The organism is Paenibacillus peoriae KCTC 3763 (genome assembly GCF_000236805.1).
Lineage (GTDB): Bacteria > Bacillota > Bacilli > Paenibacillales > Paenibacillaceae > Paenibacillus > Paenibacillus peoriae.
Map to the genome: position 1 here is coordinate 24,385 of NZ_AGFX01000039.1, position 24,920 is coordinate 49,304.

The 24,920-nt window shown below is 44.1% G+C and carries 24 protein-coding genes and 1 pseudogene; 7 read left to right on the top strand and 18 right to left on the bottom strand.

Annotated elements, in window-relative coordinates:
• Positions 1-14: 14 nt before the first annotated feature.
• Positions 15-764, bottom strand: a complete 750-nt coding sequence (locus tag KQI_RS0120320; RefSeq protein WP_241763983.1) for a DNA-3-methyladenine glycosylase family protein — start codon at positions 762-764, stop codon at positions 15-17.
• A gap of 742 nt (positions 765-1,506) precedes the next feature.
• The gene (locus KQI_RS0120330; protein ID WP_010348710.1) at positions 1,507-2,625 is read right to left on the bottom strand and encodes a hypothetical protein; all 1,119 of its coding nucleotides are present in this window, start codon (positions 2,623-2,625) and stop codon (positions 1,507-1,509) included.
• 417 nt (positions 2,626-3,042) lie between these two features.
• Here KQI_RS0120330 and KQI_RS28620 point away from each other — a divergent pair, with 417 nt between their 5' ends.
• The gene (locus tag KQI_RS28620) at positions 3,043-3,249 is read left to right on the top strand and encodes a hypothetical protein (RefSeq protein ID WP_138984824.1); all 207 of its coding nucleotides are present in this window, start codon (positions 3,043-3,045) and stop codon (positions 3,247-3,249) included.
• Positions 3,250-3,616: 367 nt separating this feature from the next.
• Here KQI_RS28620 and KQI_RS0120335 read toward each other — a convergent pair whose 3' ends face one another.
• On the bottom strand, positions 3,617-4,195 hold the full coding sequence (locus KQI_RS0120335; RefSeq protein WP_010348712.1) for a TetR/AcrR family transcriptional regulator: 579 nt from the start codon (positions 4,193-4,195) through the stop codon (positions 3,617-3,619).
• Between the two features lie 148 nt (positions 4,196-4,343).
• Here KQI_RS0120335 and KQI_RS0120340 point away from each other — a divergent pair, with 148 nt between their 5' ends.
• Both KQI_RS0120340 and KQI_RS28360 read left to right on the top strand, forming a co-directional pair.
• Positions 4,344-5,501: an alpha/beta hydrolase gene (locus KQI_RS0120340; protein WP_010348714.1), complete on the top strand. Its 1,158-nt coding sequence runs from the start codon at positions 4,344-4,346 to the stop codon at positions 5,499-5,501.
• 443 nt (positions 5,502-5,944) lie between these two features.
• Positions 5,945-6,259: pseudogene (locus KQI_RS28360) on the top strand (hypothetical protein); the annotation flags it as partial.
• Here KQI_RS28360 and KQI_RS28365 read toward each other — a convergent pair.
• From KQI_RS28365 to KQI_RS0120365, 5 genes are all read right to left on the bottom strand, one after another.
• Positions 6,226-6,684, bottom strand: a complete 459-nt coding sequence (locus tag KQI_RS28365) for a recombinase zinc ribbon domain-containing protein (RefSeq protein ID WP_338390679.1) — start codon at positions 6,682-6,684, stop codon at positions 6,226-6,228. The pseudogene KQI_RS28360 and the gene KQI_RS28365 sit on opposite strands and share 34 nt — an antisense overlap.
• Positions 6,685-6,870: 186 nt before the next feature.
• Positions 6,871-8,736: a 23S rRNA (uracil(1939)-C(5))-methyltransferase RlmD gene (gene rlmD / locus KQI_RS0120350; RefSeq protein WP_010348717.1), complete on the bottom strand. Its 1,866-nt coding sequence runs from the start codon at positions 8,734-8,736 to the stop codon at positions 6,871-6,873.
• Positions 8,737-9,139: 403 nt separating this feature from the next.
• Positions 9,140-10,021, bottom strand: a complete 882-nt coding sequence (locus tag KQI_RS0120355; protein ID WP_010348718.1) for a diacylglycerol kinase — start codon at positions 10,019-10,021, stop codon at positions 9,140-9,142.
• 223 nt (positions 10,022-10,244) lie between these two features.
• Positions 10,245-11,012 carry a sirohydrochlorin chelatase gene (locus tag KQI_RS0120360; protein ID WP_080572171.1) on the bottom strand — a complete coding sequence of 256 codons (768 nt, stop codon included), beginning with the start codon at positions 11,010-11,012 and terminating at the stop codon, positions 10,245-10,247.
• A complete protein-coding gene (locus tag KQI_RS0120365; RefSeq protein WP_007428885.1) occupies positions 11,012-11,302 on the bottom strand; it encodes a YerC/YecD family TrpR-related protein in 291 nt (96 codons plus the stop codon). Before KQI_RS0120365 ends, KQI_RS0120360 begins: the two co-directional genes overlap by 1 nt.
• A gap of 227 nt (positions 11,303-11,529) precedes the next feature.
• Here KQI_RS0120365 and KQI_RS0120370 point away from each other — a divergent pair, with 227 nt between their 5' ends.
• Positions 11,530-12,054 (top strand): hypothetical protein, encoded by a 525-nt coding sequence (locus tag KQI_RS0120370; protein ID WP_010348721.1) that lies wholly within the window; start codon positions 11,530-11,532, stop codon positions 12,052-12,054.
• A gap of 5 nt (positions 12,055-12,059) precedes the next feature.
• On the opposite strand, the gene corA is transcribed toward KQI_RS0120370, so the two are convergent.
• The 6 genes from corA to KQI_RS0120405 all read right to left on the bottom strand — a co-directional run bounded on the left by corA (position 12,060) and on the right by KQI_RS0120405 (position 18,902).
• Positions 12,060-13,019, bottom strand: a complete 960-nt coding sequence (gene corA, locus KQI_RS0120375) for a magnesium/cobalt transporter CorA (RefSeq protein ID WP_010348722.1) — start codon at positions 13,017-13,019, stop codon at positions 12,060-12,062.
• A 615-nt stretch (positions 13,020-13,634) separates the two neighbouring features.
• Positions 13,635-14,363, bottom strand: a complete 729-nt coding sequence (locus KQI_RS0120385) for an amino acid ABC transporter ATP-binding protein (RefSeq protein ID WP_010348725.1) — start codon at positions 14,361-14,363, stop codon at positions 13,635-13,637.
• A complete protein-coding gene (locus KQI_RS0120390; RefSeq protein WP_010348727.1) occupies positions 14,356-15,804 on the bottom strand; it encodes an amino acid ABC transporter substrate-binding protein/permease in 1,449 nt (482 codons plus the stop codon). Before KQI_RS0120390 ends, KQI_RS0120385 begins: the two co-directional genes overlap by 8 nt.
• 241 nt (positions 15,805-16,045) lie before the next feature.
• Entirely contained in the window at positions 16,046-17,035 is a 990-nt protein-coding gene (locus KQI_RS0120395) for an inorganic phosphate transporter (protein WP_010348728.1), read from the bottom strand.
• A 14-nt stretch (positions 17,036-17,049) separates the two neighbouring features.
• Positions 17,050-17,664: a DUF47 domain-containing protein gene (locus KQI_RS0120400; RefSeq protein ID WP_007428879.1), complete on the bottom strand. Its 615-nt coding sequence runs from the start codon at positions 17,662-17,664 to the stop codon at positions 17,050-17,052.
• Between the two features lie 188 nt (positions 17,665-17,852).
• Positions 17,853-18,902: a DUF3048 domain-containing protein gene (locus KQI_RS0120405; RefSeq protein WP_411830859.1), complete on the bottom strand. Its 1,050-nt coding sequence runs from the start codon at positions 18,900-18,902 to the stop codon at positions 17,853-17,855.
• Between the two features lie 289 nt (positions 18,903-19,191).
• Between KQI_RS0120405 and KQI_RS0120410 the strand changes: the two genes are divergently transcribed.
• Positions 19,192-19,710 carry a DoxX family membrane protein gene (locus tag KQI_RS0120410; RefSeq protein WP_010348730.1) on the top strand — a complete coding sequence of 173 codons (519 nt, stop codon included), beginning with the start codon at positions 19,192-19,194 and terminating at the stop codon, positions 19,708-19,710.
• Between the two features lie 244 nt (positions 19,711-19,954).
• Positions 19,955-20,881 carry a hypothetical protein gene (locus tag KQI_RS0120415; protein WP_241763984.1) on the top strand — a complete coding sequence of 309 codons (927 nt, stop codon included), beginning with the start codon at positions 19,955-19,957 and terminating at the stop codon, positions 20,879-20,881.
• Positions 20,882-20,952: 71 nt separating this feature from the next.
• Here the strand turns inward: KQI_RS0120415 and KQI_RS0120420 are convergent, their stop codons facing one another.
• The 3 genes from KQI_RS0120420 to KQI_RS0120430 form a co-directional block, all read right to left on the bottom strand.
• Entirely contained in the window at positions 20,953-21,744 is a 792-nt protein-coding gene (locus KQI_RS0120420; RefSeq protein WP_010348732.1) for a dioxygenase family protein, read from the bottom strand.
• Between the two features lie 91 nt (positions 21,745-21,835).
• Complete coding sequence (locus tag KQI_RS0120425; protein ID WP_010348733.1) at positions 21,836-22,660, bottom strand: alpha/beta hydrolase family protein; 825 nt, start codon at positions 22,658-22,660, stop codon at positions 21,836-21,838.
• Between the two features lie 249 nt (positions 22,661-22,909).
• Positions 22,910-23,209, bottom strand: a complete 300-nt coding sequence (locus KQI_RS0120430) for a hypothetical protein (RefSeq protein WP_010348734.1) — start codon at positions 23,207-23,209, stop codon at positions 22,910-22,912.
• A gap of 195 nt (positions 23,210-23,404) precedes the next feature.
• Here KQI_RS0120430 and KQI_RS0120440 point away from each other — a divergent pair, with 195 nt between their 5' ends.
• The gene (locus tag KQI_RS0120440) at positions 23,405-23,836 is read left to right on the top strand and encodes a hypothetical protein (RefSeq protein ID WP_010348735.1); all 432 of its coding nucleotides are present in this window, start codon (positions 23,405-23,407) and stop codon (positions 23,834-23,836) included.
• Positions 23,837-23,942: 106 nt separating this feature from the next.
• On the opposite strand, the gene KQI_RS0120445 is transcribed toward KQI_RS0120440, so the two are convergent.
• Positions 23,943-24,905 carry an ABC transporter substrate-binding protein gene (locus KQI_RS0120445; RefSeq protein WP_029390263.1) on the bottom strand — a complete coding sequence of 321 codons (963 nt, stop codon included), beginning with the start codon at positions 24,903-24,905 and terminating at the stop codon, positions 23,943-23,945.
• Between the last annotated feature and the right edge of the window lie 15 nt (positions 24,906-24,920).

Consider the following 24,920-nt stretch of genomic DNA (forward strand, 5'->3'; position numbering starts at 1 on the left):
TACAAGACCCCCGGTTAATTAATCGGGGGTTCTTTAGTTTGTATCTTTTTAAGAAATAACTCATCCAAGCTATTACCCGAATCTACATAACCTCTATCAATTGATTCCCATAAATACAGAGATGCAATACTTTTAAATGGCTCCCATGAAGATTCAACTTTTTGTAGATAGTTATACTTTGGTATCTCAGGTGAATTATAAAGCCATCTGGCTGCTCTTTGCAGTCCTGCATCAGCGTAGGACATAACATTTACGCGATTTAAAGCAAATATTAAAAACATCTCCGCCGTCCATTTCCCTATACCTTTTACTTCAGTTAAACTACTTATTATTTCATTGTCCTCTTTTAGACAGATCTCATTGAAATCTATTTTTTTTGTATAAACTTTCTCAGCTAAGTCCTTGATATATTCGGTTTTGGCTTTAGATAAACCCGCGGCTCTTAAATCGTCGTATGGTATTGATATTATAGATTCTGGTGTAATTACACCATTACATAATAGGCTTACCCGTTTACGGATAGTAGTAGCCGCTTTAGAAGACAGCTGCTGTCCTATAATGGAGGTTGCTAGTGCTGTGAAATAATCTTTATCTGAGTTCAGTTCCAAATTTCCAATCAAATAAATTAATTTTTCAAGCCTCGAATCAGACGAAGAAAGTAGTAAAACATTCTCATTGTATATAACTTGATTCACAAAATCATTTTTCACTAATTTATTTTTATAAATACTTTTCACTTCCAATACGGTGGTTTTGTAATTCACATATGGCACTTCGGACTACTTCCACATACGTTACCGCAATAAAAGCACAATATAACCACATCAAGTTTAAGTAAGAAGAGCCACCTTACCTTAGACTCTTTAACAATTTTGTTAAGCAATTCAACAGTATCTTTTTCTGAGGGATATCCACCATAAAAATTTAGTCGCTCGTTGCTTATGATACGACGAGTATACAGATTAGACTAGAAGGTCTGTCTGAATACTAACATTCTTAAATACTCAAGGACAGGAATAATCCCATTTGTTTAAGCTTATAATTTCTACCTTGTCCTAATTCCCTCACTAAAAAGTTAGGCTCATCGCTCAGAACAAAATTATCTAAACTGCGATATACAACTTCAATTCTCTCAAAAATTGAAATATTATAGTCTAATCCATCTGTTTATCTATTGCTCTATTTCCACACTTAATATCTTTAAGCTGCTGTGCTAAAAGCTTTTTAAATACCAGTTTTATTTTATCTTTTTCAAAACCGAAAAAGATATCGGTTATTTTTTCAATATTTTTAACTATATGTCCCTATAGCCTTTGATTGCTCAACATGACAAGAATCATACCTTTTATATGTTCATTTAAAGCAAATACTTCTCCTAGTTTTCTTCGCTCAGATCTTTTAACTTGACCAAGATCATTAATTTTCCCTTTAAAATCATAGCCAATCTTATTTAACATTCCTTCCATTTTTTATACTGGATCAATTGAGTCTACTCTTAACTTCATCTCAAACCTTTTCGTGGTGAATATCAGAATTCAATTCCTTCCAAAGACTCTTCACTTTCATAGAGGTATTGACATCACTTATATAATCATTTATTTCTTTATAGAAAAAGAGCTTACTCTCATTTGGCATTGTAACTAAATGAAGATGCATCCATTCAAAAATATCAACAAAATAATAAATTATATCTTGATAAATATACTTACCAAGCACCCCATTCAGCGCTGTTATTGATAACTCACTAGGTATATCACATTTTCTGCAGATAACGATAACTTCGTTTGTATATGTGTTATGCATTTCATCATAAGCTTTTAAAGCTTCGAAAGATTCAATAATACGTTGCTGGTCAAAAGGCTTAACTGTTACTTCATATACTTTAAGGATCAGTCCTTCCCTTGTTTCTTCATTCACATCCCCCGGCTTTTTGCTTGTAGTACTCGTAGTTGATGCTCTATCTTTATATCCAGTAACTTTTATACCCGTATTCAAAATCTCGTGATAAGAATGAAGCAATAGACCAAATATACGTTGAGGCGTGTTTCCCGCGTCGGGCACTTCTTTAATAAGCCTATTACAAATCATGTATAAAAAATCTGGATCTGTTTGAGGTTCAATATTAATATTCAATGCTTCAGCTTTTTTAGATTCGTTAAGAAGTCTTGCCAAAAGACAAACAGTAAAGTTTTCTAGCTCCTCATGCTGTGCATTTTCTATCCATTTAACTAACCGAACTACCGCCGCTGCAACGTTTGCTGGCCTTCTTTGACCAGCCCATTCATCATTTATACCCACCGTAGCTTTTGCCACGTTCAAAGGTCCCGATTTTCTATGAGGAATATTATTCTCAGATAAAATATGGCGAATCGGTTGTTCAAATAAAGGTCGTGGATTACAATTATAGAATGCTTCCGATGCCTTATAATCTCTATTGAGTAATCGAGCAATTGCTATGACAAGTGTTATCTCTCTAAATCCCCAATTGGAAGTCGTAAAAAGCAAGTCAAGATCACTAGAGAACACTGAATCAAATGCTAGTTGGTCATTTCTCGCTTTATTAACAATCCCACGAAGTAATTGAGTGACTTCATTAAATCTCTCCTCTTTTTTATTTCGCTTCATTACAACAAGTCCCCTTTGTTTGCCTCAAATAAGGATATCTGCTCTATAAAAGCTTTTTCCTCATCATCAAGCTAATCTATTATCTTATATTTCGACAAAACCAGATTAATACCTCTTGGGACGAGAGGTTGATGTTTATTTGCAATCACGCCTGTTGATTAACCAATATAAGCAATTTAACCCATAAAATCAGAGACACTTTTGAGAAGAATATGCTGGATCTGGATCAGCCATTCCACCGGTAGTTATTGCAGGAGAAATAGACGAGAAAATCGGGCAAAGGAAAGAATATCATGTTTGGGAAACGTTGTTTGAGAAATGACAAATAGCTATTTGAGCAGGATATAGGCCATGAGAGCACAGAATAGTGTCCATAGACCGCATTTCCCGCGTGCCAAACAAGGTTGGAATATTCAAATGTTACGTGACCCAACGGAAGAAGACTTCAATCTGCCACTGATCTTTATACATCTGCGCGATTTGTTCTTTGGTCAGCTACATGAAATCGGTAACCACTCGAATTGCCCGACCTTCAAACTCTTGAAACATCACCACACGATGACGTTGTCTGGAACGACACTGCGGTGTTCCCAACTGGCAAGTGATATCTTGAATGACGGATGAATCCGGCTTGTGGGGATGTCCTTTAAGATAAGGTTTAAAAATAAAAAATTGAATCTATCGTTAATGAAACAAAGCTCAAGCATTGTTCCCGCCTGAGCTTCAGTATGATAGAATTTTTAAGTAAAAACTCAGAAGTACTATTCCTCACTAACAATGAAAAGCATTACCTTGTGTACTTCAATGCTTCGGATCTCGATATATTACTACCACGCACTCCACATGCCTTGAACGGTCAAATAAGATGCCGCTTGAACCTGGTGTAGCCTTGGCGGCAAGGTGTCTTTTTTAAATCCTATTACCTTCCTCTCATCATCGCGTAGTATTCATGTTCCCTACTTTCAATTACAATTTTAATTTCTTTATACTCCTAAAAACCAACCGTTTTTACAGGGCCAATCACTAATAGTTTTATGAATTCTTCAGCAATGAAGTTTGATGAATATTTCATGTTTTGGTTCAGCCACCATCGTATCACTGACATATACAAAGATGTCATCCATTCCAAGAATAAATCCCGAGATATTAAGATATTATTCGGGAAGCTACCATCCATTTTTCCAATGAGGGTTTGCTGAAACTTTTGATTAGTCTCTATCATCTGCGGATCATTAAGCAGTACCTTGTATAGCACCGCATCATCTTCCACGACTTTAAGAATTGCACGAATATTTTCTTTGAAACTGTTATATTCTAGTTTTCCATCAACAATATGTGTTTCAGGGGCTACCAATTCTATGATATTAGCCAACGCTTGGTCCGCCGTTTTTTGCAGCAAATCATACTTGTCAACATAGTGTAAATAAAAGGTAGAACGATTAATCATAGCTGCATTCGCAATCTCCTGAACGGTAATAGCCTCAAATCCGTTCTTATCCAGCAAATCAATAAATGCATCCCGAATTACTTTTTGTGTTTTTATAATACGTAAGTCCTTATTTCGAATCATTTTAATACCTCCTGTCTACTATATACATGATAGTCATCATATATGAGATTCGTGTCGTATAAGCAACAAATCCCTATATGTCAATGATTGAAGACTATTACACAAGAATATTATGCTGTATTCATACTTATTTGAAAGGAGTTTTAATATGACAAAGAAATGGCAACCTGATGATTTTCCGGTAGGACTCTATGAACTGCATCCAGATGCAAGCGTCAACTTCCATATGAATGTATTCTATAACTGGACCAATGATAACGTCTTACTTGAAGAAATGCGGGAAGTAGGCAAAACTGCTCACAACTATGAAACATTAATTAAACGTTTTATAGAACTTGGAAACGAGTCTTTGAAAAAAGATACAAAGTTGCGTGCAGCCTTTTATTTCAGAGGCGCTGAGTTTTTTATTCCACAATCAAATTCACTCAAGCAAAATTTACGTGATCAGTTTATTCAGCTCTCCAAAGAAGCTTATGGTATTACAGAAGATCAGCACTATTTAATTCCCTATGAAAGAGGCTATCTTTCCGCTTATCGTCTTTCGGCAGAAAATCCGAAAAAGACTTTGGTTTTATTTGGAGGTTTCGACAGTTATATCGAAGAGCTTTTCCGAATGTCTATGGTATTCAGAGATGCTGGATATGATGTTATTATCTTTGAAGGTCCAGGACAAGGCAGTGTATTGGAAACCTACAATATTCCAATGACACATGAATGGGAAAAACCAGTTAAAAGTTTGCTTGACTATTTCAAGGTTGAAAATGTAACACTTATAGGCCTCTCTTTAGGCGGCAATCTTGTTTTGAGAGCAGCTGCTTATGAACCAAGAGTAAAAAAAGCAGTTGCCTATAATATATTAACGGATTTTTATGAAGCGGTAACGCATCAAATCCCTCCTTCCTTCCGGGATAAGCTTAAAACCATGATTGATGAAGGAGATTCGCAAACCGTAAATGATACCTTAGCTCAATTGATGAAGCAGAGTTTAATGCTAGAATGGGCTCTTGCTCAAGGCATGCATGTTACCGGAAGCAAAACCCCTTACGACTTCCTTAATGGCACAAAGGCCTACAACGCGAATCACTTCTCTCATTTAGTAACTCAGGATGTCTTACTGCTTGCAGGACAAAACGATCATTACGTGCCAATCCATCAGCTTACAGATCAAATTTTGACGCTAACAAATGTCCGATCACTTTCAGCAAGAATGTTTACTCCTCATGAAACATCTGATACCCACTGTCAGATTGGTAATATTGGACTGGCTTTGCATGTTATTCTAAATTGGATGGAACAAACAGACTAAGTCTTAGAAGCTGAAACTATAAATTTTATACAAGAACTCCCTTTCACTTACATCATATATGTATGACTATTCAAGGGGGTTTTTGCTACATATGTTTTTTTTAAAACAGTTCTGATGGGAACGAAGAAGCCTATCGGATGTCCGTGGATATTGCCATGATCACAGGCGGGCTAGCAGCAGAATTTATGGCCCCTTTCTTGGTATTATCGTCCGTCCTTGGAGTGAGCAAGATGATGAATCGCATGAATAGTAGCAAAAAGCCATCATCCCCGTCCAAACCGGCACCAACCCAAAAAGGCGGGCCAGGTGTAAACCAACCGATTGACGAATTTGATGATACGCAGATTTATAATGGGGCAAATGTTAATAAATCTAAGGAGCCTCCTAAGTCAACGAATTTTAGCAAATCTCCTGAGGGGATGAGGCAAAATGTAGCTGATGAAATGAGACCAATTGATCCTAAAACAGAAAAAATAATCTATCACGACTGGGTTCCTGCCAGACCTGTAGATCTTGAAACTGAAAAGTATCTCATTGACAAAGTTGCAGAAGCTAGAGCAGGATTGTCTAATAAATATAGAGATAAAGGGAATTTTGCATATGTTAAAGCTGACGTTGAAGAGCTTGATCAGTCAGAATTCTTTGCACATAGTAAAATTAGTGATCCAGGTAAGAAAATTCCCGGAGCTGAAAAATTTTCTTTAAACCCAGAAAACCCTTCATTTCATGATACTAAGGCCGCTTTAGGTGAAGGCAAAGGGAATATCATTCTTAGAGATATGGATACGGAATATAAGATTTTGAATGATATTGATAACTTGAGATTCACTAATTCCTCCAAGTCGGATTTCAATTGTTGCATTTGTCCTTCAATCTCCAGCAACGTTTCTTGCCCTACTCTGCTGGAAAGTACCGATACAATATTGGCTTTCAATGTCTTCATGAATCTTTCCTTGTTCTCATACATCCGGTTGAACACTCGTACAAATGCAGCATGTAAAACTTGTTCATCAACCGATTTGGCATCACATGCTACCCTACCTTCATTGACATACGTTTTGCATTGCCATACGACCTTCTTGGATAGGTTATTGCTGTTCCAGGTTCGACGTTTAAAAATGGCTCCACAGCATCCACAATATACTTTACTGCTCAGTGCGTGCGTAAAGTCAAAAGAGTATATCCAGAGCCTTGGTCACCTGGTGTCTTTCAAACTTTGCATATGATATTGTCAAAACAGGCGAGAAATCGGTTGGGGTTTTAGTAAAAGTTCCCCAATAACTGCTTGCAAAAAAATAACCCACTTCAAATGAGTGGGTTATTAGAGTATGGGGCCTGTAATAGACATTCAACCTTGTGCTTCATCACATTATTCCCTCACCAGCAATGCAACCGATTCTACGTGAACTGTATGCGGAAACATATCCACGGGCTGCACTTCCACCGTCCTATACCCGCCATCCTCCAAAATCCTTAAATCCCGCGCCAGCGTGCTTGGATTGCAGGATACGTACACTACGCGCTCTGGCTTCATCTCCAGAATGGTGTCGAGCAGGCGGGGATCGCAACCCTTACGGGGTGGATCGACAACGATGACGTCGGCGGTGATGCCTTGCTGTTTCCATGCCGGAATGACGTCCTCGGACGCACCGACTTCGAATTTCACATTACGCATGTTATTCAGCAACGCATTACTCCGCGCATCCTCGATGGCTTCTTTGACGATCTCTACTCCATACACCTGATCCGCATGCTGAGCGAGGAACAAAGAGATCGTGCCAATACCGCAATACGCGTCGATCACCGTTTCCTTGCCCGTGAGTCCGGCATATTCGACGGTTTTGCTGTACAGCACTTCTGTTTGAACCGGATTCACCTGATAAAAGGATCTCGCGGAAATGGCAAACTGGACGTTTCCAATATAATCATAGATCACGTCACGGCCCCATAGCACACGAGTTTCGTCGCCAAAAATAACGTTCGTCCGCTTGGTATTCACGTTTTGACAAATGCTTGCCACGTGTGGGATATGCTCACGGATACTACCAATCCAGGCATCAGCATGCGGAATATCTCGTCCATTCGTGACGAGGACCAGCATCATTTCACCTGTGCGAAAAGCGGTCTTCACGACGACATGACGCAGCAGTCCGCGCCCAGTTTCTTCATTATATGCACTGATACCCAGCATTCGGCCAATCTCTTTGACACGTGCCACAACCTCGTCGTTGCGCTCATCCTGAATGAGGCAAGTGTTCATATCGACGATGCGGTGGCTGCCACGTGCGTAGAAGCCGCCGACAAGCCCGCCCTCGGTGACACCAATCGGCACTTGGGCTTTATTACGATATCGCCAAGGCTCACTCATTCCGAGCGTAGGATGTACCACCACGCCTTGCTCACGCGCCAAATCTACGGACATGCTGGCGGCATTCGGGTCCGTACTTACTGCCAAAGACGAGATCGCAGCTGTGTCGGTGTCGTCATCTAAACCCGCAAGGGCAGCCGATACCTGTGCTGCCTGATTACCGGATTCGGTAGTCGCGTTTGCGTTTGCATTCGTACCCGAATCCGTTTCGGCGCCAGCACTGGTAGCCACGTTCAGCTTGCCGATACGTTCCAGTACGTCCACGACGTGCTGACGCTTCCAGCCCAGCTGCGCTTCGTAGCTCATATGCTGGATTTGGCAACCGCCGCACTGATCATAGATGGCACAAGGCGCCGCAATCCGGTCAGGACTGGCCTGCACGATCTCCAACAGCTTGGCATAGCCATACTGCTTTTTCGTTTTCAGCACCTTGACTCGTACCTTTTCCCCCGGCAATGCGCCTGGTATAAACAGTGTAAAGCCCTCGACACGCCCTACTCCCTCGCCATCATGATTCATGCCGATAATGTCGATTATGGCTTCATCGTTTTTTTGCACAGGCAGATCGGCACGCTCTGCACTGGAACAGTTACGATTAGACGTGTGCCGCCCCTGTCCATCACCGGAAGTACGGCGAGCCCCTTTTCCCTTTTCCATTCTATTCCGATCCGTATCTTTTATAGTTCCATTAAAATTTCCATTTCCATTCCCGACTCCAATTCGAAGCTGTTCCTTTCCAACTCCACCTTGAGACTGCCCCTGCCCTCTTTCGCCGTTCATCAGCACAGTCTTTTTCTGCGGTTTTCCTTGAACAGGAACTGCTGCATTCCGGCGGCTTTTTCCACGTCCGCTGCGGTTACTCATCATGATTCAAGTCCCTTCTTTCTGATCATCTTTCTATATCCAGCTCTTCATCCCATACAAACAGTACAAACGAATTACAATCACTATTAACGAAACGTCAACTCGAAAATGCCGTTACTCCCCACGGAGAACGGCAAGAACCCGTAACCAATAGGCCGAAACAACATAACAACCTCTGCAGTGTATGCTTGTCTCGCTATCATTGGAAACGTCAACCTGTTTCAAGTAAATATTGTTTCACCCGGAACATTCTCATTTGGAAACAAAAATATTTCCACATCATTCCTTAACGCAGGATTTCGCAAAATTCGATCCAGTCGCGCCAAGGTACAATATATAGGCGAATAAAAATTATTTCGTTCTATCTATCGCTGATTCCAATCGCTTTGTGGATTTTGCAAAATCCTTACCGAAATACATTCAAGTGATGCGGCAAGTTTCGGAAAATTGCAGGCAAGGTTCCCCCCAGTTCACCGTCCAGATTAAGCTGAACATAGCCGGGTGAGGTGACCTCCATGTAATCTGTCTTAAAATGAATGATCTTCTTGTCCTGCAAATGTTCACCCCGCAGCGCAAGCGTCACTAACCGGATCATTTCCGCAAGATTACATTTGCGGACAGCGATGACATCGAGCAGCCCATCATCTATTGTCGCCCCGGGAGCAAGCTTTTCAAACCCGCCTACTGAATTCGTATTCGCAATCAGGAAGAGCATGAACTCGTCATGTATCTCTTCCTGACCTGATGCTTTAATAATCAGCTCTTGCGGAGCCAAGCTGACCATTTTCTCCATGCCTTTAAAATAATAGGCCAGCTGGCCAATCATCGTCTTCAGCTTGCTGGGAACTTCATACGTAAGCTCGGTTAAAGTCCCTCCACCCGCAATGTTGATAAAGTAGCGGTCATTGGCTTTTCCAATATCCAGCGGCTTCGGATTTTGGCGAATAACCAGGTCGCAGTAATCCTCCCATTGCCTGGGAATGCCTAGCGCTCTGGCAAAATCATTCGTCGTTCCTACAGGGAACACGCCCAGGGGCGGGCGGTTTTCCCTTTCAGCCATTCCGTTAATGACCTCATACAAGGTGCCGTCGCCACCAGCGGCGATAATCATATCATACCCACGCTCAATGGCCTCTGTTGTAGCCCGTGTCGCATCCCCTTCACCTGTAGTTGCATGGCATGAGGCTTCGATACCACCTTCATCCAGGCGCTGCAAAACATCCGCAAGACGACGTTTCATTTCCTCACGCCCTGAGGTCGGATTATAAATTAATCTAGCTCTTTTCATTCCGTTACGCCACCCGTATATTTAATGATATTTATATTCACATGCCAGTTCATCACATTCGATCTATACAAAATATCATCATACTGGAAAAAGACCTCTTTTACAATAAAAGAAGCCATCACTAACCTAAATATGGGAATAAAAGGACAAAATAACGCTGTAGTTGAACCAATCTACCTGAACCAAATTACCTAAGCCCAACTACCAATGGCCTTGCGCCTGTTCACTTCTGCATGCCTTGCATTAGTTCGCAAATTTGCCTGTCTATCCAGGTTGTGAGTAGGGGATGTGGCAGCAGAGGCTCACCTGAATAACGGTACTCAAGCCCCTCTAGCCGCTTGGGAATAACACGGCTTGTAAAATATCCTGAGCTCAAAAAAAGCGGTGCTACCATAACATCATGACCCCGCTCCTGATTCCAGTAAGCTGCCTTGTCGTGTACACTTTCGGGATTTAGCAAAGCATAGTCTGTTCGTATACCGCTCACGACTTGCACTGTACGGGCCAACGAAGAAATTCCCTGCTCCCAGCGCTGTAGAAAGCCGTTATGTACACTACCGTGTCCAACAAGTAAAATGACCTCTTTCGCAGGATCGACAGACAATGGGCGAACCTTGTCCCACACCATGTGTGCAACATCTTCTCCGTCATCCAATGGGCTGCCAAAATGCACTCGCGCCTTTCTTCGAAAAGGCTTTAAATCCGTTTCTTTGTCCGGCGCATCCTTGACTCCCAGCGCATAGCTAATCTCATCTACATGTGTACTGCCTGATGACATAAACATAGGGATCACCAGTAAATCCGTTACATCCAAGGCTTCCAGATGGTCAATACCATCCTGAATCAATCTTCCTTTAACCGTTTCCAAAAATGAAACCTCTACCGGTATATCCTTCGGCAAATGAAGCTTTGCGACTGCCTGATCCACCTGTTCCACCCAATACGGCTCCTTGGAGCCATGGCTGATTACCAGTATCCCAGGGCTACGCATTAGCGTCCCAGACGTTCAAGCGTCATTTTGTACCCGTCATTGCCGTAGTTCAGGCAACGTTTAACACGTGAAATCGTCGCCGTACTCGCCCCCGTCTCCGCTTCAATCTGGTTATACGTGCTGCCTTTGCCCAGCATACGAGCAACCTCCAGACGTTGGGAGAGGGACTGAATTTCATTTATCGTGCACAGATCATCGAAAAATACATAGCATTCTTCCAAGTTTTTAAGAGTTAAAATGGCTTCAAACAATTGATCAATACTTTTATCATTAAGCTTTTTGAGCTGCATGGATTATCATCTCCCAAGGTTACAATCTCTCCTCATTGTACCTGAGAAATAGTAGGTTTTTCAAGCATTAACGGTTTCACGCATTACAGAACAACATTACATGACATGGCATCATACTATACGAACGCCCAAATCCGCATTTATACCTGATTTCGGGACACACGCCTAAACCCACTGTGCGTTTGTAACATACAGTAGAGTATCAACCTGCAAAGGAATGTGATCTCATGCCTGGACACTACTATCATCGGAGGCCGTTACAGCGATCCCTTTCCGATCCGTATAGTTCAACTCCTTATCCCGGACTCGATCCGTACAGTGAGGTTCCGCAAGCCGATGCCTCCGCGGTGGTGCCTTATGAAGCGCCAGCGAGTATTACGGATGCCGCTGTCGTTACACCAGACCCTGCTTCAGCCAAAGGGGGACTGCTCGGCAGTCTCGGCAGTCTCGGCAATATCAAAAATCTCAATGAAATTAAAGGTTTTATTGACCGTATGGGTGGGATTGACGGAATTGTGGCTACGCTTGGCAAGGTACAAAAAGTCATGAGCAGCGTACAGCAATTTGCTCCAATGGCAAAGCTCATAATGGGTGCGCTCCCCGTATTTGGCAAATCCGGCAACAAAAAGTCTTCGCCTGTTTCCGAGGAATTGGATGAATTCAAGCCACCTTCACGCCGCCGCCGAAAAAAAACACAACGCAAAAAAGCCACTACTCCACGCAGACGTCCGGTCAAGCGTAAACGTCGTTAGCCATTTTATTTGAACCAGCCTCGACGCATAAACCAGACCACCATTGCAACAGTGAGCAGGAACATGAAGAATAGGATGCCAAAATAGCCGTATTTCCAGCCTAACTCGGGCATATACGAAAAATTCATGCCATAAATGCCGACAATGAGCGTCAAGGGCATAAACACCGTGGTAATGACGGTCAACGTCTTCATGATCGAATTCATACGGTTGGAATTGAGCGAAATATAACTGTCTCTTAGGTCGGCTGTCATTTCGCGGTCGGCCTCCAGCATGTCCGTCAGCTTCAACAGGTGGTCATAAATATCCGTAAAATAGGCCGTATGCTCCCCTTTGCCCTGCACGTGCTGCGAATTCAGGACCCGGTACATTAGATCACGCATCGGTACAATGGTACGCCGCAGCTTAAGTAGTCTGGCCCGCAGGGCAAAAACCTGCTTCATCAATTCCTCCACCGATTCTTGACTGCCCAAGCCCTCCAGTTCGGCCAATTCATCCTCGATCATGAACAGACTCGGAAAATAGTTATCCACCAGTTTATCGATCACAGTGTAGGCCGCAGCTAGCGGTCCGCGCGACCATATTTTGCGTTCATTCGCATGCTGAGCAATCCGTTCCCAGGCCTGATTAATCTCCTCCTGTTCACGATGATGATAGGTCACCAAAAAACGGCTGCTAATGAACAAGTCCACTTCTTCCGCATCCAATGTATCTGCATCAAGCGCGTGCACAACCAGAAACTGTACATCCTCGTAATAATCCAATTTAGGACGTTGCAGGACATGCATACAATCCTCCACAGCCAACGGATGAAAATGAAAATAACTTGTCAGCAGCTCCGATTCACGATCTGTAGGCTCGCTAAAATCCACCCATGTCCATATGTAATCCTCCATGTCTATTTGCTCCAGCGGCTGTCCCACCGTCACCTGATGATCATGACCTATAGTCATTGTACGTATCACCGAACGTCCCCCTCGTCTACACTACCTGTCTTTTAATACTTTTTATATTGTATATAAGCCATTCCGGATTATACAAATTCCAAGCGCTATATGCCACACGCTAAATAAGAAAAGGATATCTCCGGGTCAACAAGCCGTCCCAAGATATCCTTTTTCCTCGTGATGAGCAGTTCTTATCTTCAAAGCAAACCTTCCACTTATGAAAATAAACATCATAAAAGAAAAATCACTCACGTTCACTAAAGATGCACACGAAAAGCTACTAAGCGGTCGAATGCTTACCTCGCTATATCCCCCTCGGCGCAGCAAGCAAAGCGCTGCGCCAATTCCCTCTGCTCCCACTCATTTAAAAGTGGCGCAGGCTTTTGCAAAGAAAGGAGGGTTCAGCGAGTAGTAGCGCAGCGGTACATTTGAATCTGAAGAAGCGAAGCGTTCGCCTGAAAGCTTTCCGTAGGAAAGCTCGCATCGTAAGCATAAGCTGCTTCTGAATTTCAACCTTTTCATGTCTTATATAATCCAGAAATTCAGGGGCAACAGCGATCGTAAGATCAAATGGATCGCGGAGCGTCTTTACAACGAGCACCCCCGCCCACATTCACAAACCCTGCCTCACTCTTACAATACCTTCTCCAAAAAACTAATCGTCCGCTCATTTTTCGGATTACCAAATACCTCTTGTGGTGTTCCTTCTTCCACAATGTAGCCACCGTCCATAAACACAACACGGTCGCTTACTTCGCGAGCAAAACCCATCTCATGGGTCACGATCATCATCGTCATGCCTTCACGGGCCAGATCTTTCATTACGCCGAGCACTTCGCCGACCATTTCTGGATCGAGCGCCGAGGTAGGCTCGTCAAACAGCATAATGTCCGGGTTCATCGCGAGTGCGCGCGCAATCGCTACACGCTGCTTCTGACCGCCTGAAAGCTGTCCTGGCAGTGCATCAGCCTTATCAGCCAAACCTACACGGTCCAGCAGCTTCATCGCCGTTTCCCGGGCCTCTGTCTTCGTTTGTTTGCCCAGCTCTGTCGGTGCGAACATAATGTTCTTGAGCACCGTCATATGCGGGAACAGATTGAAATGTTGAAACACCATACCTATATTTTCACGGACTTTGTTAATGTCCACATTTTTATCGCCCAACTTGTAGTCGTCGACGATGACCTCACCAGCAGTAATTTCCTCAAGCATGTTCATACAACGCAAAAACGTGCTTTTACCCGAACCCGAAGGGCCGATGACGCATACGACCTCGCCTTCTCGTACTTGCATATCAATGCCCTTTAGCACTTGGTTACTGCCATAACTTTTTTTCAGATCTTTGACGATAATTTTACCCACGGCGAGTTCTCCCTTCAAGACGGTTGGAAATTTTGGTCAGGATTGTAATGACGATAAGATACATTATCGCAACGACCAGCCAAATATCAAAGGATTGGAACGTCCGCGCGATAATAATTTTACCGGATTGGGTCAATTCGACCAGACCGATAACAGACAATATGGACGTATCCTTCAACGTAATAACCAACTGATTGATAAACGACGGGATCATGATTTTTACAGCCTGCGGCAAAATGATTTTGAGCATGGCCGTCCGGTACGGCAAACCAAGCGAACGGGCCGCTTCCATTTGTCCCGGATCAATGGACTGGATGCCTCCGCGGATAATTTCCGTCACATACGCACCCGCGTTTAGAGACAACGTCAATACAGCCGCAACAAAAAGTGGCATTTTGAAATCCAGTGCCTGTGGAATACCAAAGTAAATAAAGAATGCAAGTACGATCAGCGGAATACCGCGGAATACATCAACGAACACGGTCGCAATACCACGGAGCACCTTGTTATGACTTACCTTCATAAAGCCAAACACCAGCCCCAGCAAAAAGGCGATAAGCAACGATACCAGGGTATACAGCAGCGTATTTCCCATCCCTTTGATCAACGCAGGCAGCGAAGCGGAAATTAGCTCCCAGCGTCCGCGCTCAACAGGCGCCACCCCTTTGCCGGATTCGCCCAGGTATTTGGACATGATTTTGTCGTATTCACCACTGTTGCGAAGATTAACAAGCCCGGCATTGAATTTTTCCAGCAGTTCCTGATTATTGCCTTTGTTGACCGCAAAGCCGTAAGAACCGCCTTTTTCCTTATCCGTCACCAGCTTGAGACCATTATTTTGCGTCACACCGTATGCCAATACCGGAAAATCATCAAAGCAGGCAACGGAATTCCCTGTTTTGACTTCATCGTACATTTGGGAAGAATCATCGAACGGTACCATCGTAAAGCCGTATTTGTCTTTAATGGATTCCGCAAAGGTGTAGCCTTGCGTTCCTGTTTTGACAGCTACACGCTGACCCTTCAGGTCCTCATAGCGCTTAATCGTATCATTATCCTTACGGACCGCCATGACAACCCCTGAATCAAAATAGGGCTCGGAAAAATCAAATTTTTGCTTCCGTTCATCAGTGATGCTCATCCCGGCAATGACGCCATCCACTTGATTTGTTTCAAGGGCCTGCACTGCCGCATTAAAGCCAAGAGGCTTAATCGTATATTCAAAATTTTGATCCTTGGCAATAGCAGCCAGCAAATCCATGTCGATTCCGACAAACTTGCCATCTACATCTTCAAACTCAAAAGGCGCGAACGTCGTATCCGTGCCGATATCATATTTTGCCTTGTTTTCTGCATGTGCCACTGCACCGAAATTACCGGCCAGGGCAACCACAAAAAACAAACAAATCATGAGAGCTATTAGTTTTCTAGATTTTTGCATAATTTCCTCCAGTCAGTTGAACGGTTCAAACTTTTCTGTTTATTCTACAGGAGTTATCAAAAATTGACTACTTTGATGTCAGCTTTTTCTGAAAAAATATTTCATGGAACTATCTGGATGTGTAAACTTGAAGATGCAATTTTGGGTCACAGAATGCCAATAAGCCCCTGCCGCAAAAAGCGGACGGAAGCTTATTGTGTATCCTAAGTGTATGTTTTTTTTCGTGAAATAATAATGAAAACTAGAAAAGAATTTTGAAAATCAATCCCGCCAACAGTGCAGCAATAGGGATCGTTATCACCCAGGTTATTACAATACGACCAGCCAGTGACCAGCGCACAGCCGAGAAACGCTTCGCAGAGCCTACACCCAAAATCGCCGAAGTAATGGCATGAGTGGTGCTTACGGGCAAATGAAGCATCGTGGCTGTAAAGATAACAGACGCACCCGATAGATCCGCTGCAAATCCATTAATGGGATCAATTTTAAAGATCTTGGTTCCCATCGTCTTGATGATTTTCCAGCCCCCGATGGACGTGCCCAGTGCCATGGCTGTAGCGGCTGAAATTTTTACCCACATCGGTACGTCCAAATGATCCTGATAGCCTGCCGAGACAAGTGCAAATGTGATAATTCCCATCGCTTTCTGAGCATCATTCGTACCATGCGTAAACGATTGAAGCGCTGCCGTAATGACCTGCATCGTTCGAAACCCTTTGTTCACCGTATGCGGGCTGCGATGAGCAAAGATGTATTTCAAAATCATCATCACGATGTAACCAACAACAAAAGCAATCAGCGGGGAGAAAAGCAGCCCCTCCACAATTTCGATAAAGCCGCTCCAATTTAACTTATCCGCTCCCGCCCCTACATACACCGCTCCGGCCAACGCACCAATGAGCGCATGGGAAGAGGATGAAGGAATACCGAACCACCAGGTTAGAAGATTCCAGATAATTGCAGCAATCAGCGTCGCAATGACGATATCAATCCCATTCGTAAGCTTGGCAGGATTAGCAACGCTCCCGCCAATCGTCTTGGCAACCCCTGTAAACATGATAGCCCCGAGAAAATTCATGATTGCAGCCATAATAATCGCGCGACGCGGCGTCAATGCACGGGTCGACACCGAAGTTGCAATCGCGTTCGCCGTATCATGAAATCCATTAATAAAATCGAATGCCAGAGCAAGAAAAATAACAATACCCAGTACCAATAAACTTGTATCCATGTAAAAGGACTCCCTTACGAGTTACGCATAATGATGGATTCCAGCATATTTGCAACATCCTCGCATGAATCCGTTGTCGTTTCAAGGCGTTCGTACAGTTCTTTGCGTTTGATCAGCTCAATAGGATCGGTTACAGTTGCAAACAGGTTTTTGATGCAAATACGCAACAATTCATCCCCCTGATTTTCCAAATCATTCAGGCGAATGGTGTACTCACGAATAGCCAGCAATTTCTTTTGCGAAAGCAAATGTACAGCCTTCTGAATTTCATAAGCTGATTGACGCAAAATATCAGCGAACTGCACAATATACTCGTCCGGCTCTGTAATGTTGTACATATAAAAACGTGAGGCTGTTGCTTCCAGACCATCCAGCACATCATCCATGGTTGTTGTCAGTTCCATGATATCGTCGCGTTCCAGCGGCGTGATGAAGGTCTTGTTCAGTTCAGTAATAATCGTGTGTGTGTAATCATCACACTTATTTTCATACTTCTTCATCTCATTGGTAAACAAAGTCACATCTTGAAGGTTTGAAGTATGTTGGGCAAAATAATCCGCTGCTTGCACGATTGTATCTGCCATATTTTCCAACGTCTCGAAGAATATATCCTTTTTCTTCAATCTCATAACGATTACCCCTTTACGAAAATATCCGCAACCTGTTTCGACTGCAATAGACAACCTTTGCTATCTTATCACACTCATCAACGTTTTTGTAATGTTTGCAAAAGCAAATTTTAGGATATTCGGATACAGTACCCGACACAGAAGTTCATTATCCGACATTTTTTCCTTAAAAAGGGTGTATTCCATATTTATTTTGTGTTTATAGTCACATGCTCATTTAGAGAAGTATCTGCAGGGACCACATGTATATAGGATGTACCTGGCGTCAACGGAATTTCAACTCCATTTTTCATAAAACGAACTGCATCACCAGGCGTATGCTGCCATTGTGCATGTATGACTCTTCCTTGTTGAAACACCATCGCCTCTCCACTGCCATTCAGCGCAACACTCAATCTGCCTACATCATCCAGGGTTCGATGGCTGGCGCTCATCACAATAACATTGGCTGCAGAAAGCTGTTGATTATTATTTTGATCCACATGTGACTTTTCGTTCACAAATCGCTTATATTGCTGGTTCGCCGGATCGTAGGTGTAGGATACACGATAGTTTTTGAGCAAAAAGCGGATTTGCAAAGATGCTGCACTCTCGTCTGTCATGACCGGGGCTTCACCGGATTTAAGGTAAGGATATACGGGAACCTCTGCCTGCTTGACATACCCTTTATGATCCATTCCTTTGCGCAGTCTGCTTACATCTGTGTACAGATTATGGGGAGGACGACGATCTTTGCTTCGCCAAAAGTAAGCCCCTCCATTTGAAATCTCATCCAGATGCTCCTTCTTCTGCTGCTGTAAAATCGCATAGGCATCTGTGCTTCCCCCTGCATGTATCGGCAATGCACCATAGGTTTCGCCCAGCTCAATCAGATAGGGTCGGATGCTGCGGACCGGACCGATCTTCACATCTCCGCTATAGCTTTGAAAAAAAGCGACCAAACGGGTAATTCCGCCTTCTGCAAGAACTTCATATACCATGTCTGCCTGGCTAAGCCCTGCCTGTGGACGTGCAGCCGGAGCGTTGTTAATCATGATCGCGAGCGGTCGCTCCAAAACAGGCTGCTCCACCGGAAGACCGGTAAGCGGAGCTGTAAATGCCGAAATGGACTGCTTCTTGGGCGGTTCAACCTCCAGCTCGGTTTTTTGCTTGATCAATTGGGGAACGGGTTCAGATTCACCCGTTTTGGACAAAGCAGAACAAGACATCAGCGTCATGCACAACAGAGCTGAGGCCATCACACGCAACCATTGAGTTCGCCCGGAAATGGATCTGGACAAGTTTATCCCTCCATCTTAGATATTTTTCTCATTATAAGCTTTATTTCCTGTTTTTGTCTTGATCGAAGGTATAGGTCCCGATAGAATACTTATATGAAGACATTAAAATTTAAAAAAATATTTAGACTTTGTGATTTTTATCACAAATAAGTGTAACTGAACCTAATACAATAAAGGTGTAGCAAAGATGATCATCTTAACCTAATGAAATACAAACATTTTGATATAAGAAAGAGGAGTGGTTTAAATGTTTAACAACTGGTTGCGTGAAAACAAAGTAGCGATGTGGCTGCTGACTGTAGTACGGGTTTATCTCGGATATGAATGGATGAGCCATGGACTTGAAAAGTTGACTGGCGGATTTGATGCCGGTGGATTCATCTCGGGGGCCATTGCTAAAACGGGTGGAGACCATCCCGCGGTACAAGGCTGGTGGGGATCGTTCCTTGAAGCCTTCGCCCTGCCAAATGTCGGTTTGTTCAACGTCCTGATCCCACTGGGTGAGTTCTTGGTCGGGGTTGGCCTGCTGCTTGGTACTCTGACTACACTGGCTGCTTTGATGGCCATGGTCATGAACTTCTCGTTCCTGTTCTCGGGTACAGTAAGCACCAATGCAATCTACCTGCTGTTTGAAATCTTCCTTGTGGTCGCTGGTGCAAATGCCGGACGGATTGGCCTTGACCGTTGGGTACTGCCCTTCCTGCGTGGACTGTTCGGTAAAAATAAAGATACCTTTCCAGCCGATCCTACTCGAAAAATAGCTTAACTAACCCGAAACAACCGTTACCCTCTGGGCTAATGGTTGTTTTTTTATGCTGCTATGCTGCTCTCCACTTATTCATCACTGAAGGAGTCTCCCATCTCATACTGACGTGGGAACTCTTTTTTTTGTCGGATTCAACATTTCGTCAACTGTTTACAAGTTGGATACAACATGGAATGCTCACGATACATTTATCCAATACACTACAGATACACCAAAGAAAACACAAAGAAATATGGAGGGTTATATGATGAAAAAAATGACCAAAGCCTATCTTATGCTCGCAGCAGTAACTTTCACTGTACAGACTATGGGACTGGGATATCAAGCAACAGCAGCAGCAGCAAAAACTGCTTCAGCATCTCAGACGGTAAGCGCACAACAAATTTCCAAGACCTTTGAGCAATTGCTAAGCCAGCCCGGCAAGCTGCCTCAGGCGTTTACGTATTTGCAAAAGCACATTCAATCCGTTCCAGCCGCTCAGGCAACCATGATGACGCTCCATCTGGAAAATGCCCAGAATAAGCAATTGGATGCATACTCACGTACGTTATACCCAACCTCTGTTCAAAATAAGATCAGTAATATATACAAACCCGGCGATACGTTCACCAATCTGATTAGCCGCACCCATGATACGAGCCTGAAAAAATTACTAACTCAAACCAGAGATGCCGGATTCAAGCTGGAAACGGCGGAAGGTATGTTTTACCCGGTTATAAACTATGAAAAATACACAGTATTCAGCAAGTACACCACGGCAGATATTCGCAGCTACATTCAGATCATGGCGATGGAATCAGGACAGGCCGCTACCAAGGATGCCGCGCTCCGTATCGGCTATCAGCAGTTAGCAGGACGAGTGCTGGCACAGGAAGCGTTTTTAAACCAATATCCGCATTCCAACCGTACACTGGCTGTAAAAAAATTGCATGATCTGTACTATTCCTATACCTTCTATGGCACGAACAATACGCCACTATTCGATTATGAGACCCAAAAGATTCAACCTAATGCCAAAAAAGGATATCAACTCGTCATTCAACGCAACCCGGATTCGAAGAGTGCCTACATTCAGGATTTGAAGGCATTTATGAAACTGCTGGATCAAAACGGAGATCAGCTTACAGCGCAAGTATCTGCCTGGCTGAAAAAAAACGTATCTTCCAATTAATCGGAGAAGCAGAATACACAAAAGAACTTCCATTCCCACACGCCATGTGGATTCGGAAGTTCTTTTCACATTTATCGATCATTTTCCTGACCAAAAGCCCAGCAATTAAGGCTTAGCGAGCCTAGGACATAGCTCTGAAAAAGCTTGCGTGCCGAGCGCTGATCATCCGCAGCCCCCATCACATAAAACAAAGGTGAAAAATGCTCAATCCCATAAGAAGGAACCGCCTGCTTGGCATAAGGAGCCTTCTTATCATATTGGAATAGATGACGCAAATTCCAGTCTTGAAGCTGCTGGCCAATCCAGTCATCATATTGAACCGCCCACTCGGCCGGCTCATTCATTTCCTTGAGTGTACGCAGATTGTGTACCAATCCGCCGCTACCGATTATCAAAATGCCTTGTTCTCGCAACGGTGCCAGCATCCGTCCAATCTCATACTGCTCCTGCGGAGCGCGTCGGGAATCAATGGAAAGCGGGACGACAGGGATATCAGCATCAGGATATATATGCCGCAAAACCACCCATGCTCCATGATCCAGTCCCCGATTTCGAACTGGCTGGTGAAACAGGTTATGCTGACTGAACAGATGCTTTATCTCCTCACACAGCTTCGGATCGCCTGGTGCAGGGTAATCAAGTGTGTACATATGCTCAGGGAAGCCATAGAAATCGTGCAACGCTGCATGCTGATCATCCGCACCGATACATTGATCAGGACTATCCCAATGCGCGGAAAAAATGACTATTCCTTGGGGGCGGGGCAGGTTCGCGCCCAGCTCTGCAAGAAAGCTAGTGTATGCGTTATTTTCTACAGCCAGTGTCGGTGAACCGTGCGCAACAAAAATTGAGGGTAATGTCATCGCTGCCAACCTCCACACGCCAGTATAGTGTTACTCTTCCATTTTACTCCGGCGGAGGCGTAATTTCCAATGCAATCCGTTAGACCTGCAATCAGATCATCCAGTGCTGCCAATCCCGTTGAATATTTTCCTGCTCATCCAGCCATTCCAGCGTCCGGTCAATCAGCTGTTGCCGCTCTTTACCTGAAGAGAAGGTATGATCTCCCTGGAAAATGATTTCTTTATCACAGCGTCCCTCTGGACGCATCCAGAAAACCTTCTGGAATAAAAAGGCATAATCCACAGGGATAATATCATCCGAGGTTCCGTGAATAACGAGCACATCCCCGTTAAATTTGACAGCCTCCTGAAACGGCTGGAACTGGGCTAACGACTCAAAATAAGCAGGTGTGAATTTGTAGTCCAAATAATCGGCCTGGCCGTTTTTAACAGACTCATCGTACACGTTTCGCTCCGTAATTTTGACTATGTCGTTGAACGGATAGCCGACAGCTGACCAAAGGACCAGGTTTTGTACTCTCTTGTCCCGTACAGCTGTGAGAAGGGCAACTGCGCCCCCCAGACTGTGACCGATCAACGTTACCTTGGTCGGGTCGATGTCCGCGCAATTCACAGCGTAATCCAGCACGGTGCGTGTCTGATTAATCATCGACTCCAGCCCTTGCTTGCCATAATCGCCTGTGCTTTCCCCACAACCGACAAAATCAAAGCGCAGGACAAAATATCCCCCTGCTGCAAGCTCACGTGCAGTCTTTACAAATAACCGATCTACCCCGATACGATTGCCTACAAATCCGTGGCATATCACGACGAGCGGCACCCGTCTCTGACGATCTCCTTCACCCGGATTGCTCGGATAATGAATCGTTGCAGCTAGCTCCTCATTTTTAAAGCGAATTCCAATTTGCCGTTCCATCATGATTCTCCCCCTGAATAATTTAAACGTATATTGTAACATGGATACCCAGCAAGATATCCATTCACTTTAATTCCGATAAGTTTAATAAGTTTTATGGTAAAGTCAGTCTATCATCGCCCTGCTTCCTTGTCAACCTGTCATTCACGCCGATAAAAATGTAAACAAATGGCGCTCCCCATACGATGCCGGAGAACGCCACACTACATGCTAATTAGAGTGAATCCCCCACATTAGAGTAGAAGATTCCTATTCGTAGCTGTTCCTGAACATCTGGTGGGTTTCCACTCGTCCCTCCCACTCCAGTTTATAAGCGCCACCGCTATTATGATCCTCATGCCATAAGCTGCGGTAGCCCTCCTCACCCAGTTCCCCTGCAAATTCTGTACCCTGAGCCACTTCAGTATCGTCCAGTATGCGGTATGTTGGAGATGCTCCTTGAATGCTCCGGTGACTCACGTTAGCAGGCGAGGATACCCCGCTGTTCCCGTTCGGAGCGCCTGTCAGTCGTTTTGGGACTGAATAATCTGCCTGATTCTCCAGCTTCATGATGCTACATCCTCTCCACGTTTATATTCAGGTTGCTCCATGTGCTCACCCTTTATCCAGTTTGAGGAGAATGCAGCGCTAATATACATTCTGCCGATAAAGCCTTTTGCCATCTGGCGCTTCCTCACGTATACTGTTTTTGTTGCAAAATACCGGTTCCATCAGCGGGATACGCTCGCGAAGCAGGAGGAAGAAATGAATAAAGCAAAATATTATACCCTTATTGCATGGGTTGCCTTGTCCATGTTTTTTTTGACACAGGCGATGATTGGAGGGTTTATCACATTTACAGGCGGAGATATCACACCTTTTGAAAAAGTTAACCTGTCGACCCTCATCATTATCACCGCAGGAGCGATTCTACTGGTTGAAGCACTGATGAATTTTATGGACCGCCCTGGAGAAGACGAGGAGACGCAACAGCCAGACTATGCACCAGTGAAGCCCCAGTTGAATTTCAAATCCATCTTGATGTATATTGTGCTGGTTGTCGTGATTCTCGTCTCCGGATTGGCACTGCGCAGTATATTGCCTGTGTTCAGGATTTCACCTTGGGTATCTCTGGTTCTCGCAGCCGTCGGCTTTATCGGACTCAAACCCCTTTTTCTGCGTAAAAGGGGTTCTTAATCCACAAATCCTCGTTGTATTGAAAAGCTGCCTCGTTACCAAAAAAATCCGTATTTCCGCCTGCAAGAAGATGCATGTGGAAATACGGATTGATGTATTCTAAAGCTTATTTGGAAAATAGTTGCTCTGCATTATCCAGGGCGATTTTGTGCCCCATCGAGGAATAGTCCAGCCAAGGCTGTCCGTCCAGCATATAGACATGACCCTGCTTAACCGCCTTGAGTCCTTGCCATACTGCGTTTCTTTCCAGTTGCTTGTATACCTTTTGCGCATCAGCGCCTTTACTGATAATGACAAGGATGGCGTCGGCATCATAATCAGGCAGAACTTCCTGGGACACGACCTGATAGGCCTTGTTGATTTTTTCTACACCCTTGGCTGGCTTCAAGCCCAGGTCCTGATATAGCAGCGGTCCTACCGGACGCTTCATGCCCATGACACGAACTTCCTTCGCCGTTACACGTACAGCCATAACCGTTCCATCTCCGATTTTGGAGTGAATCAGTTTTTTAACCCGTTCCTTCTGTGCCTCATAATCTTTCAGAAAAGCGTCCGCCTCTGCCTCACGGTTAACCATGACGGCGATTTTTTTCAGTTGATCCTTCCAAGTGCCTTCATCCAGATCAAAAACCTCGGTTGGCGCAATTTTTTCAAACTTGGCTACATCGGTGCCTGAATATTTTTTGTCGAGAAAAATATGATCAGGCTGAAGCTCCAGCACCGCTTCCATATCCGGGTCCGTAACAACACCCAGCTTGCGGGTATTTTGGAGACGGTCTTTTACATGGGGCAGAAAATCCTTCACATCTCCGCCTACGACCGAACCGGCCGGAGTAATGCCCAATGCCAGCAGGTTGTTCGTCAAATGGATAGACATCGAAGCAATCCGCGAATCGGCGTTAATTGTTGTCTTGCCGCTATCGGCTGCTTTGCTATCTGTAGCCTTGGTATCTGCCGCTTTGTTATTTGCTGCTTGTCCACAAGCGGACAGCATAATCATACACAAAACAAGAAGCATTGCTGCCCATGAACGCTTAACATTCGAACCCTTAAATCCATATTTTTTCATCATTATTCTCTCCTA

Coding starts and splice junctions, on each gene's coding strand:
- KQI_RS0120330 (WP_010348710.1), bottom strand. CDS start 2,625: ATGAAGCGAAATAAAAAAGAGGAGAGATTTAATGAAGTCACTCAATTA.
- KQI_RS28620 (WP_138984824.1), top strand. CDS start 3,043: ATGTTACGTGACCCAACGGAAGAAGACTTCAATCTGCCACTGATCTTT.
- KQI_RS0120335 (WP_010348712.1), bottom strand. CDS start 4,195: ATGATTCGAAATAAGGACTTACGTATTATAAAAACACAAAAAGTAATT.
- KQI_RS0120340 (WP_010348714.1), top strand. CDS start 4,344: ATGACAAAGAAATGGCAACCTGATGATTTTCCGGTAGGACTCTATGAA.
- rlmD (WP_010348717.1), bottom strand. CDS start 8,736: ATGATGAGTAACCGCAGCGGACGTGGAAAAAGCCGCCGGAATGCAGCA.
- KQI_RS0120355 (WP_010348718.1), bottom strand. CDS start 10,021: ATGAAAAGAGCTAGATTAATTTATAATCCGACCTCAGGGCGTGAGGAA.
- KQI_RS0120360 (WP_080572171.1), bottom strand. CDS start 11,012: ATGCGTAGCCCTGGGATACTGGTAATCAGCCATGGCTCCAAGGAGCCG.
- KQI_RS0120365 (WP_007428885.1), bottom strand. CDS start 11,302: ATGCAGCTCAAAAAGCTTAATGATAAAAGTATTGATCAATTGTTTGAA.
- KQI_RS0120370 (WP_010348721.1), top strand. CDS start 11,530: ATGCCTGGACACTACTATCATCGGAGGCCGTTACAGCGATCCCTTTCC.
- KQI_RS0120390 (WP_010348727.1), bottom strand. CDS start 15,804: ATGCAAAAATCTAGAAAACTAATAGCTCTCATGATTTGTTTGTTTTTT.
- KQI_RS0120395 (WP_010348728.1), bottom strand. CDS start 17,035: ATGGATACAAGTTTATTGGTACTGGGTATTGTTATTTTTCTTGCTCTG.
- KQI_RS0120400 (WP_007428879.1), bottom strand. CDS start 17,664: ATGAGATTGAAGAAAAAGGATATATTCTTCGAGACGTTGGAAAATATG.
- KQI_RS0120405 (WP_411830859.1), bottom strand. CDS start 18,902: ATGGCCTCAGCTCTGTTGTGCATGACGCTGATGTCTTGTTCTGCTTTG.
- KQI_RS0120410 (WP_010348730.1), top strand. CDS start 19,192: ATGTTTAACAACTGGTTGCGTGAAAACAAAGTAGCGATGTGGCTGCTG.
- KQI_RS0120415 (WP_241763984.1), top strand. CDS start 19,955: ATGATGAAAAAAATGACCAAAGCCTATCTTATGCTCGCAGCAGTAACT.
- KQI_RS0120420 (WP_010348732.1), bottom strand. CDS start 21,744: ATGACATTACCCTCAATTTTTGTTGCGCACGGTTCACCGACACTGGCT.
- KQI_RS0120425 (WP_010348733.1), bottom strand. CDS start 22,660: ATGGAACGGCAAATTGGAATTCGCTTTAAAAATGAGGAGCTAGCTGCA.
- KQI_RS0120430 (WP_010348734.1), bottom strand. CDS start 23,209: ATGAAGCTGGAGAATCAGGCAGATTATTCAGTCCCAAAACGACTGACA.
- KQI_RS0120440 (WP_010348735.1), top strand. CDS start 23,405: ATGAATAAAGCAAAATATTATACCCTTATTGCATGGGTTGCCTTGTCC.
- KQI_RS0120445 (WP_029390263.1), bottom strand. CDS start 24,905: ATGAAAAAATATGGATTTAAGGGTTCGAATGTTAAGCGTTCATGGGCA.